This is a genomic window from Acidaminobacter sp. JC074, assembly GCF_022496765.1.
Lineage (GTDB): Bacteria > Bacillota > Clostridia > Peptostreptococcales > Acidaminobacteraceae > JABXKX01.
Genome location: NZ_VANV01000014.1, coordinates 167,268 through 182,570, shown reverse-complemented (window position 1 = coordinate 182,570; position 15,303 = coordinate 167,268). Strand labels below are relative to the sequence as shown.

Below are 15,303 nucleotides of genomic sequence, written 5' to 3'. Positions count from 1 at the left end.
GGCCACGGCTCTCCTTTGTATCGTGTAGGAATCTCGCCTACAGAATGGGATCGTATCTCAGTAAGAATGCCCCAAACGCCTTGTTAAAGCCGATCTTATGTCATTATATGTATTATGTCATTTCTTTCTGATTGTACACATGCCACATTGCTCTCTACATATACAGAGCCCATCTTTACAAGCGGTCAGTGGGTGCCGTAGAATCAGTTGTTATTACTTGTATCTGAGTCCTTTTCTTGCTATTTTATAAGCTGCTGCATCATGTGAAGAGCAACCTAATCTTTTCATCACTTTTTTTCCTTCTTTTGAAGTATTTTTTGGATTGACATACTTAAATGCTACACCTCGTCTTAAACATCTACTTTCTATAGCATTCATATACTTAACAAATGGAAATCCTGATAACATACGTTTATACTTTTTTGTCTGTCTTCTAAGATAAAGTTTTTTATGCTTAAAATCTAGATTTTCAATGACAACCATTAAACCATTGATTTCAGCATAATTCGTAATATCTACAGCTACTTTGTTTAACATGTCTTTTATTTGATCAGATGATTTTGAATACATTTCATACTTTAATGTAAAATGATTTATTGGATTTCCATATCTATCTACATGATAACAATTAAGATGATTGACATTGAAATCGACACCCAATGCCCCTACAAAGGGACTTGTAACTTCTTTTGGTGCTTCATATTCAAGTGATGCATGGACATACCATATATCTCTTTTTCTTATGAATCTATAAGATACTGCTTGATAAATCTTTTCAGTTTTAAAGCCTTTATTTACACGATAGCCATAATGCTGAGTTATTTTTTCCATCATTTCGTTACCATAATTGAAGTCAACGTCCTTAATAGTCAAATATTGTCCATATTTTTCTTCTAAACATCTCGGCATCCTAAGCTTCAACTCATCTCCAGAATATCTACAGTTTTGGTTACCATTTACTTCATCTTTCGATCCAATACAGAAAAACATATGATTCCGAGCATTTACCCATTCTTGTTTCCATTCACTATGGGATAAAGAAGATGGCTTAAATTGCTTCTTGAAGAGCTTTTTAGTGCCAAAGCAGACCCTTATAATGCCATCATCCAAATCATTTTCAAGTTTCGTTAGTTTGTGTTGAAGATTGCCTAATTTACGTTTTTTATAATGTATATTACGATCTAATTGCTTCTTTTCTTTCACAAGATCTTTAAAATGTGTATCCGATTGTTTTAGGTCCTTTAAAGTCAAACCAATTTCTTTACTTTCTAATTTAACTCTTTGTATGTCCTTTGTTAAAAACTCAAGACGCATTTTCTTATCAGAAATCTCATCATTCATCAACTCTATCCTTGAATCTATAAGTCCACTTATATAACAATACATACTATTAAACTGTCTAGCAAGTATGCCATATTCTGATATGTATTTCTTTTTAAGTTGATTTCTTTTCATTTTTTTACATGCTAAATCAACGAAAAGTTTACGTGATAAACGTGACCAGAAGTCTGCGACTTCATTAAGTACAGAGTAGTATGATTCTATTCTAATTTTCTCCTGGTAAGTGACATTAATTACAGACATAAAAAAATAACTCCTTTGAAAAATAATAAATAAATCTAGGAATTATTAATATAAGTAAACATATATATAGTGAAAGTGCAAATTAGATAATAATAAAATAAATATACTTTATTATACCAGAAAAGACACCAGAACACAAGTTCGGAGCATTTGAAAATTATAAAAATCATCCTTATAAAAATCATGTCAAAATTAATAAAGGATGTTAATATATACACACGTATGTTCAAATTCACTTTCTATGTTTTACTACATTTTTACATATTTTTCTATGTTTTTTGCAACTGCAGCTACCCCCTTGGTCTTGTCGGTATTATGTCGCCATTTAATGCGCCAGTGTCTTTGGCTTTTGATCCTGCCATAGAGGCTATTGCTGGCGGTAACAGGGTTATAATGAAATTGTCAGAGTCTACGCCAAAAACTGCAGCCTTTATGACTAAGCTGGTAGGTAAGTACTTTAAAGAAACGGAACTTGCTTGTGTAGATGGCGATTTAGAAGTGTCTAAACGATTTGCAGCCCTTGACTGGGATAAGTTCTTTTTCACTGGTGGTTCTGAAGTTGGTAAAAAGATCCTAAGCGCTGCAGCTGATCATTTAACACCCGTTATTTTAGAACTAGGAGGCAAGTCGCCTTGTGTTGTCTTAAAGGATGCTGATATTAAGGCTGCAGCTAGAAAAATTGGTCAGATTAGAGTGATGAACTCTGGCCAAGTATGCATATCGGGAGATTATGCATTTGTGCCAGAAGACAAGTTAGAAGACTTTATAAGTCATGCTGTTGGGATTGTAGAGGAAAAGTTTCCGACCATCATTCATAATATGGACTATACTGCGATCATTGATGATAGAAACTATAATCGTATTGTTGGTTATATCGATGAGGCTAGAGCTGCTGGCGTAAGAATCATTCAAGCGAATGCTGGTGGTGAAAAACTACCAGATCCTAAAACCAGGAAGATACCACTTACGGTCGTCGTCAATCCACCTATGGATTTACAAGTAGCAAGGTATGAAATCTTTGGACCTGTCTTAACTGTCTTTACCTATAACTCATTAGATCATGTCATTAAGACGATCAACTCAAATGAAAAGCCACTTGCACTTTATATATTTGGAAAAAGTAGAAGTCAAATCAATCAAGTTGTAAGAAACACATCAAGTGGTGGTGTGACTGTGAATGATTTACTCATGCATGCTGACGCCAGTAAGATGGGCTTTGGTGGTGTTGGTTATAGTGGTATGGGAAGATACAAGGGCGGTAAAATAGGTTTCTTGGCCTTTACCAATCCTAAAAGTGTTGTAGAGTCAGGCCTGATGAGACGGTTTACTCACATCTTCCAACCGCCTTATACAAGTGATCGATCTAGAAAAATGTTAAGAAATATGGTAGGCATGAAAGAATAAATTTGTATCAAATACCAATAGCATTTAGAATGTTTATCCTCTAAAATATAAGCATATTAAGGAGGGCATATGTTAGATAAATGGATCAACGAACCTGTTAATAAACACGTTACAGACAAGCAAATAGAATTTGACGTTTTACCTAAAACAGACTTTTGGCAAGTAACACATTATGGTTTTTCAAGGACCGATGGTAACTGTCTAGTAAAAGAAGTTAAAGGAGATGTATGCTTTACAGTAAAGGTCAAAATGAACTACATCAGTGAGTTTGACCAGTGTGGTGTGATTGTTTATTTGGATGAGGAAAACTTCGCCAAGTTATGTGTAGAAAATCAACTTAAGAGCAAGAATAAACTAGGTAGTGTGGTTTGCAAATCTAAGAGATCTGATTGGGCAACCAGTCCATTTTCAGATGATGACTACATTTATTACAGGGTAAGCAAAAGAGGGATCAACTACTTGTTTGAATCTAGTTTAGATGGTCTTAACTTCGACCAAATGCGACTATTTGACCTACCAGGTTCAGAAAGTGTCAGTCTAGGTGTATTTGGTGCATCACCATTAGGACAAGGCTTTAGAGCTGTCTTTAATGAGTTTGGATTTACAGAAAATAAGTGGTATTTAGACATGGATGATATTCCAGACGAAATGAAATAAGAGGCATATCCTCTTATTTTTTCGTTTGCCTATATTGTTTTGGTGTTTGGTGGGTGTGTTTTTTAAAGGTTCTTGTAAAGTGGCTGCTATCAGAAAAACCTAGCGAAAGGGCGATGTTAACGAGGGTATCATTTGTTTCAACCAGCTCTTTTTTTGCTTTTTCTATTTTAAAGTCTATCAGATACTGATAAGGGGTCATGCCAGTCGACTTTTTAAATTCATTGAGAAAATGGAATTTACCTAAGCTGACAAGGTCAGCTAATTCCTCGATAGAGATCGATTCTGAAATATGTTCTTCAATATACTCATTGATTACAAGGATCTGCTGTTTTGAAATGATCGATTGTGTTACATGATTTTCTAAAGTCTGTATATTGGAATAATTATTGATGTAATAGTTTGAAAATAGTTTTAACCAGTTATCTATAAATCCCTCACCTGAAGAACCCCACTGTGCTTCTAGGAGCAGGATTTTCATCATATATCCTAAACGCTCATCATAGATGTTGTAATCATTTAAAAAGAGGAGTTTGTCTTTTGGCAAATAGCCCATAAAATGTTTGAACATAATTTCTGCATCAATGCTTATCACAAGAAATTCAGCTGGATGTTGGTTGTTATGACTAAAAGCTGAGTTAGGCGAGTTTACCCAAATATCTTCTACTTGAGAATGAACAGTTCTTTCTTTGCCATCTACTTGAATGGTCCATTCAAACTCATGTTTTAACTCCATTGAAAAAAAGAAGGCATCTGTCATGACGTTATTTGTAACAAAGTAATCTGACGAACCTTTTTCTATTAATAATCCAGGTCTATCTAATGTACATGAAAATTCTATATGGAAGTGATCAGCACACGCTGATCTTTTTTTTGTGGTTTTATCTAAAAATTTAAGTCTTGTTTTCATTACGAGCTCCTTTTAGGAGATTCTATCACAAAAAACTCAAATATTGTACAAAGGTCTTCAATATTGTTCAAGAATCCCTTAAGTGACCTTGCTATCATTAGTTGTACATACAAACGACAAGCTTGGAGGCATCATGATTAAAGTAGTAGCGAAAAATTGGATTAAAGAAGCATACATGCAAGATCTTCTAGACTTATGTAAGGAACTGATAGAAGTGACTCACAAGGAAAAAGGTTGTATCTCATATGAAATGTATCAAGACGAATCAGATGAATGCATTTTAACCATGATTGAAACGTGGGCCAGCAAAGAGGATTTGGACAGTCACTTGCAGTCAGACCATTTCAAAAGACTGGCACCTAAGTTTGCAAACATGCTTAAAAGAGAAACAGAAATGAATATCTACACAAAAATATTATAAAGGAGTTAATTATGAAAACTATGGTTGTTATTGCACACCCTGACTTTGAATCATCAAGAGTTAATAAAAGATGGGTTGAGGAACTAGAAAAACATGATATTACAATCAACAATATCAGTTTAAAGTATCTAGATGAAAAGATTGATAAAGAAAAGGAGCAAGCCCTTCTTCTTGAACATGACCGTATTGTCTTTCAATACCCTTGGTATTGGTACAATATGCCGCCACTCATGAGAAAGTGGCAAGATACTGTTCTTGAGTATGGCTTTGCCTTTGGTCCTGGTGGTACTAAGCTGAAAGGTAAAGACTATGTGGTTGCTATTACTGTCGGTGGACCGGAAGTCTCTTATCAGGCTGGTGGATACAACACTTTTACAATTAGTGAGTTCTTAAAGCCTGTACAACAAACGGCTAATCTGACAGGTATGAACTTCTTGCCTGCTTTTAAGGTACACTCTGCTGTGGTCTTAAGTGATGATGATTTAGAGAAATCTGCAAAAGACTATGTTAAACACATCCTTAATCCTGAACTAGATCCATCAGTAGAACATGACCGTATCTTAAAAGAGATGCAGGAGAAAGGTAGCGAGCTATAATGAAAAAATCTATAGGTATCAATACCTTTCTTTTTCCACTGCCATCGGTTGTTGTGAATACCTATGATGAAAGTGGCAAGGCTAATATGATGACCGCATCATGGACTGGGGTGGTGAATTCATCTCCAAGCATGATATCTGTATCATTACGACAGGCAACCTATACACATGACTTGATTATCAAAAGACAAGCCTTCACGGTGTCTATACCATCTAAAGAACATGTCTTGGAAATGGACTATGTAGGTACTTTGTCGGGAAAACGTGTTGATAAGTTTGATCAAACAGGTCTGACACCAATAAAGAGTGATTTGGTTGATGCGCCTTATGTTAGTGAGTTCCCACTTACTCTGGAGTGTAAACTTGTGAAATATGAAAAGTTAGGCCTTCATACCTTGTTTATTGCGGAGGTTGTGGATGTAAAAATCGATGAAGCCTACTTAAATGAAAAAGGCATGCCAGACATGAAAAAAATTGACCCAGTCGCATATGCCCATGGTGAACGTGAGTATTATGAAATCGGTAATTATATTGGTAAAGCCAATAAAATGTGGCAATCAACGCTTTTAAATGAAGTCATGAACACAGAGGCAAAAAAAGATATTATCCAGTTGGTTGAAGAATATTATGAAAAAATGGACACCGGCCAGCCTTTTAGTGAATTTATTAAGCTGATTAACTGGTCTGAGTTTGTCATGATCAATGGAGACTTGAAACTAGATAGCCCTAAGAAATATGCAAGTTGGTATTCAGACGTACTTGTAACCATGTTCAACAGAAAACATACGGTAGAAAAACTTACCATAGACTCTGTGGATGATAAGACCTACAAGGTAAAGATGGATATGCATTTTAGGGCAAATGAATGGACACCTGGTGAGGCTACAAGTAAAACCATTCAAGTCAGAGGCAAGATCGAATGGCTTGTATCAAGAGATCCTGAAACATCTAAGATGAGAATAGATAAATACACTATCAAGGAGGCTTAAATGAAGAAAAATATTGGTTCTGTTATGGGCCTTTATCCAAGCATTGTAACGATAATTGGCATCAAGGATGGTGACAAAGTCAACTGGATAAATATAGCTCATGTCGGGATTATTGGTCATGATACCATGCTTTTAAGCATGAATAAGGCACATTACTCTAATGACCTGATTAAAGAAAATGGCAAGTTAACCATTAACCTTGTTAATGAAGCCATGATGGTAAAAGCAGACTATGTAGGGATGACTTCTGGCAAACAGACAGATAAATCAAAGGTGTTTGATTATACAATCGGTTCAAGTGGTGCACCCATAATTGATGAATCGCCACTTACTATGGAGTGTGAAGTTGTAGAGATTATTGATACCGGTCACCATGATAATTTTATTGTTAGGTCACTAGCTACCCATGTGGCTGAGGATTGTTTGAATGATAAGGGAAAAATTGATTATGAAAAAGTAAGACCTCTTTTATTCGAAATGCCTAACAGGCAGTATTTATCAATAGGAAAGTCAGTGGGTTCATGTTGGCATATCGGTAGAAACTATCAGGAGAAGTAGATGATTAAAAAAATGTTTGAACCCATTGAGATTGGGTCGATGCAAGTAAAAAATAGGTTTGTTGTACCAGCAATGGTATCAAACTATGTGCTAGAAGATGGTCTGGCAACAGAAAAGTTTATTGCTTATCATGAGGAAAAGGCTAAAGGTGGTTGGGGGCTTATCATAGTGGAAGACTACCCAGTATTAAAAAATGCTGGCGGTTTTAAGACTTTACCTGGTCTTTGGCACGATGGCCAAATTGATAGTCATAAGATCTTGACAACGAAAGTGAAAGCGCATGGGGCAAAAATAGTAGCCCAGATTTATCATGCTGGTAGAGCAACCTCAAGTGCTATTACTGGTGAGAGATGTGTAGCGCCTTCGCCTTATGCAGATCCTGTAGTAGGAGAGACACCTATTGAATTGTCTCAAGAGGGCATTGATGAGATTGTAGAAGCTTTTGGTGATACTGCGCTAAGAGCAAAAAAGGCTGGTTTTGATGGTATTGAGCTTCATGGAGCACATGGTTATCTATTAGGTCAGTTTATGTCTCCTTTTTCCAATAAAAGGACTGACCGATATGGTGGTAGTATTTTAAATAGGGCAAGATTTGCACTTGAAGTTATTGAAAATATAAAGAAAAAAGTAGGTGATGATTTTACCATTATCTACAGAATGTCGGTAGACGAGTTTGTAGAAGGGGGCTTAAAAGTAGCGGATAATCGTGTTGTTGCTATGCTATTAGAAAAAGCTGGCGTACATGGTATTCACTGTTCCAATAGTGTTTATAAGTCTGCAGCTGAGTTTGGCATACCTCCTGCTGCTGGTGGACATGCCTGGTCTTCAAACTTAACACAGGAGATTAAAAGTGTTGTAGGTATTCCTGTCATTACAGTTGGTAGAATCAATGATCCCTTAATTGCAGAATCTGTATTAGCTTCAAACAAGGCAGACCTAGTTGCCATGGGAAGGGCCTCATTAGCAGATCCACACTTGCCTAATAAGACCATGAAGGGGGCGTTTGATGACATCATAAGGTGTATTGGTTGTATGCAGGGATGTATTGGTAGAAACTCTATTGGACTACCTGTTCAATGTCTTGTAAATCCTATGACGGGTAGAGAGAGTGAGTGGCACTTAGATCAGGCAGATCATAAAAAGAAAATAGCTGTTGTAGGTGGTGGTATTGCAGGTATGCAGGCGGCAATAACTGCATCAAAAAGAGGGCACGAAGTGCACTTGTATGAAAAAAATCAGCGCTTAGGCGGCCAGTGGTTAATTGCTGCCGTACCACCTACAAAAGAAGAACTCTCTTCATTTACAGTTTGGCAGAAACATCAGTTAGACCATTTAGACGTTCAAATACATTTGAATACGGTGTTCTCGAAAGAAGATATCAGTAAGAATTTCTTTGATGAAGTCATCGTGGCTACCGGTGCTAGACCTTTTGCACCTAACATTACAGGATTAGACTTAGGACATGTGGTTTATGCAAATGACGTTTTAAGTGGTCGTACAGACTTAGGGCATAGGGTTGCTGTAATTGGCGGCGGACTTGTTGGTGCTGAAACAGCAGCTCATCTATCTGGTCATGGGAAAGAAGTTACCCTTATAGAAATGCAGGCTGAAATTGCAAAAGACTGTGAATACGGGGTTAGATTGTTTTTGATGAAAGACCTTAAAAAGAATGATGTCATCATGCTTACTCATACCAGTGTAGAAGAAATCTTACCTGATGGACTGATGATTAAAAATAACAAAGGAAAAATCAAGAAATTAGCCAATATAGATTCTGTGGTTTTAGCTATTGGATCAAAGTCTGTCAATGACTTTAGGGATTCAACTTACAAAGTTATCGGTGATGCTAAAGAGGTTAGAAGAGCTTTAGAAGCCATAGAAGAAGGTCACCATATTGGCTTGACTATATAGGTAGGACTATGACGGATATCAATGAGTTAACCAACAAATGTTTGTACTTCACAGCCAATCGATTAACCAGGCTGATTACAAAAATGGCTGAGGAAGCTTTTATGATTACGGGTCTTTCACCAACCTATGCCTTTATTGTTAATATAGTCAATGAAAAGGATGGACTTAGTCAAAAGGAGATAGGCAGTCTTCTTCATCTAAAGCCTTCAACGATCACACGATTTCTTGACAAGCTAGAACATAAAAAGTTGATTAAAAGAAAGTCTTCTGGCAAATTATCTCTTGTTTACTCAACCAAAAAAGGCAAGAGCCTTCAAAAGGATATTGATACTGCATGGAAGCACTTACACGACACTTATTCTGAAATAATAGGTTCAGAAGAAGGTGAAGATTTAACAGCTTATTTATTAAAAGTCAGTGATATGTTAGATGGAGAAGAGAAATGAAAGTAATAGCGATTAATGGCAGTCCCAAGGCTAATGGCAATACATTTCATGCAATCGAAATGGTTGCTGATGAGCTCAAAGCTGAAAATATTGAAGTTGAAATTGTACACATAGGCAACAAACACATTAGAGGCTGTATAGCTTGTAACAAATGTGGAGAAAGAAAAGATGAGAGATGCATCATAGAGGATGATGTTAATGAGCTTATTCAGAAAGTAAAGGATGCAGATGGCATTTTACTGGGGTCGCCTGTCTATTACTCAGGAATTGCTGGAACCATGAAAAGCTTCTTAGACAGGTTTTTCCAAGTCGCATATATGAATGATGAGATGTTAAGACATAAAGTTGGTGCTTCTGTGGTTGCTGTAAGGCGTTCAGGCGGAACTGCAACTTTCAACCAGTTGAACATTTATATCAACCATGCAGAAATGATTATGCCTGCTTCACATTATTGGCATGTTATTCATGGTACCCTACCAGGAGAGGCGGTTAAAGACCTTGAGGGTGTAAGTATTATGAAACAATTGGGTAAGAACATGGCTTGGACTCTAAAGAGTCTTCTTGATGGAAAGAAAAATCATAATCTACCTTTAGCAGGCGAAAAAGTATATACAAGTTTTATTCGATAGACATCATTTTGATGTCTATTTTTAGGTTAAATAAAGTGATGTTTGTGTTAAGTTAGTGCATTATCTTTGGCTTTAAATCTTGATAATATTTCATTACAAGCTAAGCAAATGAAATAACTGAAGTTAATCTTTGGTTTTATTAGAAATAAATGTTCGTATGCGAACGAACAACGAAGGAGAGGTTTAAATGAATAGAATTTTTGTAACTGGTGCAACTGGCAATATTGGAAAAAGTTTGGTTGAAGAGTTAAAGAAGAACCATGCTGATTTTACTTGTGGCTTACAAGAAGGTAGGACTATTGAGGGCGTAAAGACGGCTACTATAAGTTTTGATGATGTATGGTCTATGGCTGATGCGATGGCAGGCCATGACACAGTCTTCATCTTAGCACCCTTATCTGAAAATATGAAGGCCTGGAGTCTAAATATTCTAAAGGCAGCCAAGTTGGCTAAAGTGAAGCATGTTGTAAGATCGTCTGGCTATGGCTCTGATGTAAATTCTAAGCATATGCTTTTAAAAGAACATGGTCTTATAGACAAGGCAGTTATGGAAAGTGGTATGGACTATACCATTACAAGACCCAACACATTTATGCAGAACTTTGCCTATGCATATGGTGCTTCTATTAAAGAGGCTGGTATGCTTTATCTGCCAAATGCAGATGCTAAAATCACTTATTCAGATGTGCGTGATGTAGGTGAGGCTAATGCCAAAGTGCTTATGAATATTTCTGACCATAAAAACAAGATCTACAATCTATTAGGGGCACCTATAAGAACAGATGAAATTGCCTTAAGTTTAGGTGGTCTGTTAAATAAAGAAGTAAGATATGTACCTGTATCAGTTGCAGATGCATCAAAGGCTATGTTAGATGCAGGTATGCCCAAATGGGTTGTAGAGGCCATTGATAGTTTAAATGAATTTGGCGCAAATGGTGGTACAGACACAAATGAATCTGATTTAGAGCGTTTGCTAGAAAAACCATCTAAGCGCTTTGAAGATTTTGCACGTGATTATTTAATGGCGTGGCAATAGTATAGAAAGGAGAATTAAATGCCAGTAGTAAATATTACAATGAGTCATGCTGACAAGGCAATGAAAAAGAAGATTATTTCAAATGTGACCAAAACATTAAGTGAAACCATTCAAATGCCTGAGAAGGCTTTTACGGTCATCATTGATGAAAAAGATCATGATTCTATTGGACTTGGTGGTCAAACACTAAGTGAACTCATGAAATAGAAAGGTTATTATGGAAGCACGATGTCTAATAGGTGTATTCAGACAAATTTCTAAGGAGTTAGACAAACAGCTCAAAAGAAGAATCAATCAAGAAGATTTGCCTGTTTTAGTGTCCCATATATCATTGTTTTATATCTTGCCTTCTAATGGTGATCATATAGCTTTTAACCAACTTACTGACAGATGGGAAATATCCAAATCTTCTTTATCAGATATCTTAAAAAGATATGAGGAGATTGGTGTTATTTACAGAATAGGCTGTCCTTATGACAAAAGGGTCGTTAATTTTGGTATGACGGATAAAGGTATGGCAATAAGAGATAAGCTAAATCAAATAGAAGATGAGCTTTTAATTAACCTGATGGTTGATTTAAATCAGAAAGAGCGTAGAACTTTAGAGTCTATGTTAAAAAGAATTTCATAAATAAGGAGAAGAATATGTCAAAAGTAATTTTATTAAGTGGAAGTCCAAATGCAAATGGAAATACAGTACAGGTTTTTAATGAGATGGCAAAGGTAATCGAAGCTGAGGGCCTAGAGGCTGAAGTGGTGTCACTTGCAGGTATGAGCATTGAAGATCCAATGAACTTCCAAGGTGGTTATAACGATGGCTTTGATGAAATCATTGAAAAAATCAAAAATGCAGAAGGTTTAATTGTTGGTGGTCCTGTGTATTGGGGGACTGTAAGATCGGATATGATGGCTGCGCTTCAAAGAATTGCCATGGCTTCTATGCAAGATGGTAATTTCTTATCAAGAAAAGTAGGTGGACCAATCGCAGTTGCAAGAAGAGGTGGTTTGACTTCAACTTTACAGGAGATGTTAATGTTCTTTTTATCAACTGATATGATTGTACCAGGTTCAACTTACTGGAACATGGTGATGGGTCAAGGTCCTGGTCAGGCTTTAGAAGATGAAGAAGGTATGAATACTGTAAAAAGATTCGCAGAAAACGTAGCCTTTACAATTAATAAAATCAATGGTTAATGGATGGGGGATTGGTAACAATCCCCCTTATAAATGATGGAGGAATATGAGCTTAAAACTGGATGATTATAGGCAACTGATAAATCTAGATGAGAAGTATATACCTAATCAGGCGTCTTCATCTAATGAAGAACTGCTAAGATTACTAGAAAATGAGTTGGATCTAAAAACAAAACATGCACTCTTTAGTGCCTTAAAAGCAGACTATAGTAAAAGAGACTTGATTAGAGCGGTCTTAACCATAAGACCCTCTGGCAAGGTCAACCCAAGAATGCTTGCCTTAAATGATGCTATTTTACAGGAAGAATTGAAGAAAAAATGGATAACCAACGCTGATGACTTAATTAAGATAAAGTCTAGATATCCCATGGCTGATAGAGTGAGTCTTTGGGATGGAGACATAACGACCCTAAAAGTAGATGCCATTGTTAATGCTGCTAATCCACAAATGGAAGGGTGTTTTATTCCTTTCCATAAGTGCATTGATAATATTATCCACAATGCAGCTGGTATTATGTTAAGAGAAGATTGTGGCACAATCATGCGCCTGCAAGGTGCCTATGAAGAGACTGGTCAAGCCAAAATAACCAGAGGCTATAATTTGCCATCTCGTTATGTTATCCATACTGTTGGTCCAATTGTGTCTGGAACTTTACTAAGTGAGAAGCATAAAGAGGACTTAAGAAAAACTTATAGGACATGCCTAGATTTGGCTAAGGAAAGCGGCTTGATTAAAAGTATTGCATTTTGCAGCATTTCGACTGGTGTATATGGCTTTCCATTTGAAGAAGCAGCTAAGATTGCTCTTTCGGCAGTGAATGAATGGTTAGAGGAAAATCCTGATCATATGGACCATGTCATATTCAATACTTATGGTGAGGCTGCAACACAAGTTTATTCTAGACTGATTGAGAAGTGGAGATAGGTGATGAATTTAAAAGAAATAAAAGACATAATCAAGTCATCCGATAAGATTCTTGTTGGTGCCGGGGCAGGCATGTCCATACCTGCAGGCATAGATTTAATGGATGAAAAAGCATTTGCAGAAAATTATCCAGCCATGGTTAAGTATGGCTTTTCTTTTGCTTATCAACTCATGGGCTATCCCTATGAAGATGACCGCTTAAGATGGGGCTATCTATCTGCAAGTTTGAATGACATGAACAAACTAGGTATAGATGAAACGTATCAAAATTTATTGAAACTCCTAAAGGATAAAGACTATTTTATTTTGACGACAAATGTAGACAGACTCTTTTATAAAAATGGATTTGATAAAGATAAAATTTATACACCGCAAGGTGATTCTTTTCTCTTTCAGTGTAAAGAACCATGTCATGATGAGGTTTGGGATGCTAGACCACTTATAGAGGAAATGGTCAAACACGTAGATCCTGCAACTCAATACCTAACCAGGGAAGATTTGCTTCCAAAATGTCCTGTTTGTGGTGGTGATGTCTACATGAATGTTAGAAGCGGCAGTTTTTATATTGATGACCATTATCAAGAACAAAGAGACCGATTGAATAAGTGGCTAAACGACAACATTGACAAACACATTGTTCTACTAGAAATAGGCGTTGGTTTTAACACGCCTGGGGTGATCAGGTATCCTTTTGAAGAGCTTTTGAAGCAACTTCCTAATGTAAGTCTGATTAGAATCAACCCAAGTCATAGCCGTGTACCTGAAAATGCTTATAGTTTAGAAATGAATATTGAAGAAGCCTTAGATAAGTTGATGGCATAAAGGAGGATCATATGCAAAAAAATATTGGCAGTGTAAACGGTTTGTATCCCATGCCTGTTACAATTGTAGGTACTCAAGTGGATGGACGTGTCAACTGGATTAATATAGCTCATGTCGGTATTGTGGCCGGTGACATGATGTTGAGTATGGGCAAAAGACACCATTCTAATATTGGTATCAGAAAAAATAAAACCTTATCCATTAATTTACTTGATGCGTCCATGATGATTGAAGCTGATTATGTGGGTTTGGTTTCAGGTAACAGCACAGACAAGTCAGAAGTATTTGATTATTATAAAGGCCAACTTGAGGGGGCCCCTTTAATAAAAAATGCACCGCTTGTTATGGAATGTGAAGTAATAGATGTATATGAAACAGACTTGCATGAACATTTTATCGTAAGAAGTCTTAACACATATGTTGAGGAAGACTGTTTAGATACAGATGGGAATATTGATTTTCTTAAGGTCAATCCTCTTTTGTTTGAAATGTCCAAAAGACGCTACTTAAGCCTTGGTGATGAAGTTGGTATGTGTTGGCATGAAGGCAAAAAAATGATGCAAGAAACAAGTTTGAGGTAATGATGAATAAGGAAGTTATTAAGGCAATTAAAAGTAGAAGAAGCACAAGACAGTTTTTGTCTAAACAAGTTGATAGAGAAATCATAGAAACCATTGTAGAGTGTGGTTTTTATGCACCAAGTTCATATAACACCCAAACTTGGCATTTTACAGTAGTTCAGGATGAAAAGCTTATTTCAGATATTAACTTTGCTGCCAAGGAGGCGAGTAGATTGTCTGGGGACTCTAATTTGATGCCTTTGGCTGACAATAAGGATTTTGATATTTTCTATGGAGCGCCCACCATTATAGTTGTTTCAGGTCAAAAAGATGGTTTAAGCCCTGTGATTGACTGCGCCTTGGCAAGTCAAAATATGCTACTGGCAGCAGAAGCTTTAGGTATTGGTTCATGTTGGAATGGCATCGTCAAGTGGTTATTTCAAAGTGACCAAGCTGATAACTTTAAGGAAAAACTTAATATTCCTGAGTCATATCAGGTTTATCATGCTATTGCAATAGGCCATAAAGCCAGGGAATACAGCAATTTTCCGCGGAGAGATTATTACAAAGCCAACTACATAGGTTAATAAAAGTGATGTTTTGATTAAATTATTTCATTATTCTATCTATTTACTCTTGATAATATATTAACAAAGAAATTAAC

At 36.4% G+C, this 15,303-nt stretch carries 19 protein-coding genes; 17 read left to right on the top strand and 2 right to left on the bottom strand.

Going from position 1 to position 15,303, the window contains the following annotated elements; translation table 11 throughout:
- Positions 1-213: 213 nt before the first annotated feature.
- Positions 214-1,584 (bottom strand): IS200/IS605 family accessory protein TnpB-related protein, encoded by a 1,371-nt coding sequence (locus EZV73_RS16890; protein WP_240841584.1) that lies wholly within the window; start codon positions 1,582-1,584, stop codon positions 214-216.
- A 183-nt stretch (positions 1,585-1,767) separates the two neighbouring features.
- Between EZV73_RS16890 and EZV73_RS16885 the strand changes: the two genes are divergently transcribed.
- A complete protein-coding gene (locus EZV73_RS16885) occupies positions 1,768-2,988 on the top strand; it encodes an aldehyde dehydrogenase family protein (RefSeq protein ID WP_330637166.1) in 1,221 nt (406 codons plus the stop codon).
- Positions 2,989-3,057: 69 nt separating this feature from the next.
- A complete protein-coding gene (locus tag EZV73_RS16880) occupies positions 3,058-3,645 on the top strand; it encodes a DUF1349 domain-containing protein (RefSeq protein ID WP_240841582.1) in 588 nt (195 codons plus the stop codon).
- Positions 3,646-3,658: 13 nt separating this feature from the next.
- Here EZV73_RS16880 and EZV73_RS16875 read toward each other — a convergent pair whose 3' ends face one another.
- Positions 3,659-4,552, bottom strand: a complete 894-nt coding sequence (locus EZV73_RS16875; RefSeq protein WP_240841581.1) for a helix-turn-helix transcriptional regulator — start codon at positions 4,550-4,552, stop codon at positions 3,659-3,661.
- 133 nt (positions 4,553-4,685) lie between these two features.
- Here EZV73_RS16875 and EZV73_RS16870 point away from each other — a divergent pair, with 133 nt between their 5' ends.
- From EZV73_RS16870 to EZV73_RS16800, 15 genes are all read left to right on the top strand, one after another.
- On the top strand, positions 4,686-4,973 hold the full coding sequence (locus EZV73_RS16870; protein WP_240841580.1) for a putative quinol monooxygenase: 288 nt from the start codon (positions 4,686-4,688) through the stop codon (positions 4,971-4,973).
- Between the two features lie 11 nt (positions 4,974-4,984).
- Positions 4,985-5,569: an NAD(P)H-dependent oxidoreductase gene (locus EZV73_RS16865; RefSeq protein ID WP_240841579.1), complete on the top strand. Its 585-nt coding sequence runs from the start codon at positions 4,985-4,987 to the stop codon at positions 5,567-5,569.
- Positions 5,569-6,558 carry a flavin reductase family protein gene (locus EZV73_RS16860; RefSeq protein ID WP_240841578.1) on the top strand — a complete coding sequence of 330 codons (990 nt, stop codon included), beginning with the start codon at positions 5,569-5,571 and terminating at the stop codon, positions 6,556-6,558. Before EZV73_RS16865 ends, EZV73_RS16860 begins: the two co-directional genes overlap by 1 nt.
- Positions 6,559-7,116 (top strand): flavin reductase family protein, encoded by a 558-nt coding sequence (locus EZV73_RS16855; protein WP_240841577.1) that lies wholly within the window; start codon positions 6,559-6,561, stop codon positions 7,114-7,116. It abuts the gene before it with no gap.
- The gene (locus EZV73_RS16850; RefSeq protein WP_240841576.1) at positions 7,117-9,027 is read left to right on the top strand and encodes an FAD-dependent oxidoreductase; all 1,911 of its coding nucleotides are present in this window, start codon (positions 7,117-7,119) and stop codon (positions 9,025-9,027) included.
- 8 nt (positions 9,028-9,035) lie between these two features.
- Positions 9,036-9,473, top strand: a complete 438-nt coding sequence (locus EZV73_RS16845) for a MarR family winged helix-turn-helix transcriptional regulator (RefSeq protein WP_240841575.1) — start codon at positions 9,036-9,038, stop codon at positions 9,471-9,473.
- On the top strand, positions 9,470-10,102 hold the full coding sequence (locus EZV73_RS16840; protein ID WP_240841574.1) for a flavodoxin family protein: 633 nt from the start codon (positions 9,470-9,472) through the stop codon (positions 10,100-10,102). The genes EZV73_RS16845 and EZV73_RS16840 overlap by 4 nt, the downstream gene beginning before the upstream one ends.
- 187 nt (positions 10,103-10,289) lie before the next feature.
- Entirely contained in the window at positions 10,290-11,138 is an 849-nt protein-coding gene (locus EZV73_RS16835; protein ID WP_240841573.1) for an NmrA family NAD(P)-binding protein, read from the top strand.
- A gap of 18 nt (positions 11,139-11,156) precedes the next feature.
- Positions 11,157-11,345 (top strand): tautomerase family protein, encoded by a 189-nt coding sequence (locus EZV73_RS16830; RefSeq protein ID WP_240841572.1) that lies wholly within the window; start codon positions 11,157-11,159, stop codon positions 11,343-11,345.
- Between the two features lie 10 nt (positions 11,346-11,355).
- Positions 11,356-11,769: a MarR family winged helix-turn-helix transcriptional regulator gene (locus EZV73_RS16825; protein WP_240841571.1), complete on the top strand. Its 414-nt coding sequence runs from the start codon at positions 11,356-11,358 to the stop codon at positions 11,767-11,769.
- A 14-nt stretch (positions 11,770-11,783) separates the two neighbouring features.
- Entirely contained in the window at positions 11,784-12,332 is a 549-nt protein-coding gene (locus EZV73_RS16820) for a flavodoxin family protein (protein ID WP_240841570.1), read from the top strand.
- A 46-nt stretch (positions 12,333-12,378) separates the two neighbouring features.
- The gene (locus tag EZV73_RS16815) at positions 12,379-13,257 is read left to right on the top strand and encodes a protein-ADP-ribose hydrolase (protein WP_240841569.1); all 879 of its coding nucleotides are present in this window, start codon (positions 12,379-12,381) and stop codon (positions 13,255-13,257) included.
- A gap of 3 nt (positions 13,258-13,260) precedes the next feature.
- A complete protein-coding gene (locus EZV73_RS16810; protein ID WP_240841568.1) occupies positions 13,261-14,079 on the top strand; it encodes a Sir2 silent information regulator family NAD-dependent deacetylase in 819 nt (272 codons plus the stop codon).
- Between the two features lie 11 nt (positions 14,080-14,090).
- Positions 14,091-14,660: a flavin reductase family protein gene (locus EZV73_RS16805; RefSeq protein WP_240841567.1), complete on the top strand. Its 570-nt coding sequence runs from the start codon at positions 14,091-14,093 to the stop codon at positions 14,658-14,660.
- Between the two features lie 2 nt (positions 14,661-14,662).
- Positions 14,663-15,226 (top strand): nitroreductase, encoded by a 564-nt coding sequence (locus tag EZV73_RS16800; RefSeq protein ID WP_240841566.1) that lies wholly within the window; start codon positions 14,663-14,665, stop codon positions 15,224-15,226.
- Positions 15,227-15,303 lie beyond the last annotated feature (77 nt).

Bases quoted from the DNA above. Each gene is read 5' to 3' on its own strand.
- EZV73_RS16800 (WP_240841566.1), top strand. From the start codon at position 14,663: ATGAATAAGGAAGTTATTAAGGCAATTAAAAGTAGAAGAAGCACAAGA.
- EZV73_RS16865 (WP_240841579.1), top strand. From the start codon at position 4,985: ATGAAAACTATGGTTGTTATTGCACACCCTGACTTTGAATCATCAAGA.
- EZV73_RS16810 (WP_240841568.1), top strand. From the start codon at position 13,261: ATGAATTTAAAAGAAATAAAAGACATAATCAAGTCATCCGATAAGATT.
- EZV73_RS16890 (WP_240841584.1), bottom strand. From the start codon at position 1,584: ATGTCTGTAATTAATGTCACTTACCAGGAGAAAATTAGAATAGAATCA.
- EZV73_RS16835 (WP_240841573.1), top strand. From the start codon at position 10,290: ATGAATAGAATTTTTGTAACTGGTGCAACTGGCAATATTGGAAAAAGT.
- EZV73_RS16830 (WP_240841572.1), top strand. From the start codon at position 11,157: ATGCCAGTAGTAAATATTACAATGAGTCATGCTGACAAGGCAATGAAA.
- EZV73_RS16815 (WP_240841569.1), top strand. From the start codon at position 12,379: ATGAGCTTAAAACTGGATGATTATAGGCAACTGATAAATCTAGATGAG.
- EZV73_RS16870 (WP_240841580.1), top strand. From the start codon at position 4,686: ATGATTAAAGTAGTAGCGAAAAATTGGATTAAAGAAGCATACATGCAA.
- EZV73_RS16855 (WP_240841577.1), top strand. From the start codon at position 6,559: ATGAAGAAAAATATTGGTTCTGTTATGGGCCTTTATCCAAGCATTGTA.
- EZV73_RS16885 (WP_330637166.1), top strand. From the start codon at position 1,768: ATGTCAAAATTAATAAAGGATGTTAATATATACACACGTATGTTCAAA.
- EZV73_RS16850 (WP_240841576.1), top strand. From the start codon at position 7,117: ATGATTAAAAAAATGTTTGAACCCATTGAGATTGGGTCGATGCAAGTA.
- EZV73_RS16875 (WP_240841581.1), bottom strand. From the start codon at position 4,552: ATGAAAACAAGACTTAAATTTTTAGATAAAACCACAAAAAAAAGATCA.
- EZV73_RS16860 (WP_240841578.1), top strand. From the start codon at position 5,569: ATGAAAAAATCTATAGGTATCAATACCTTTCTTTTTCCACTGCCATCG.
- EZV73_RS16825 (WP_240841571.1), top strand. From the start codon at position 11,356: ATGGAAGCACGATGTCTAATAGGTGTATTCAGACAAATTTCTAAGGAG.
- EZV73_RS16845 (WP_240841575.1), top strand. From the start codon at position 9,036: ATGACGGATATCAATGAGTTAACCAACAAATGTTTGTACTTCACAGCC.
- EZV73_RS16805 (WP_240841567.1), top strand. From the start codon at position 14,091: ATGCAAAAAAATATTGGCAGTGTAAACGGTTTGTATCCCATGCCTGTT.
- EZV73_RS16880 (WP_240841582.1), top strand. From the start codon at position 3,058: ATGTTAGATAAATGGATCAACGAACCTGTTAATAAACACGTTACAGAC.
- EZV73_RS16840 (WP_240841574.1), top strand. From the start codon at position 9,470: ATGAAAGTAATAGCGATTAATGGCAGTCCCAAGGCTAATGGCAATACA.
- EZV73_RS16820 (WP_240841570.1), top strand. From the start codon at position 11,784: ATGTCAAAAGTAATTTTATTAAGTGGAAGTCCAAATGCAAATGGAAAT.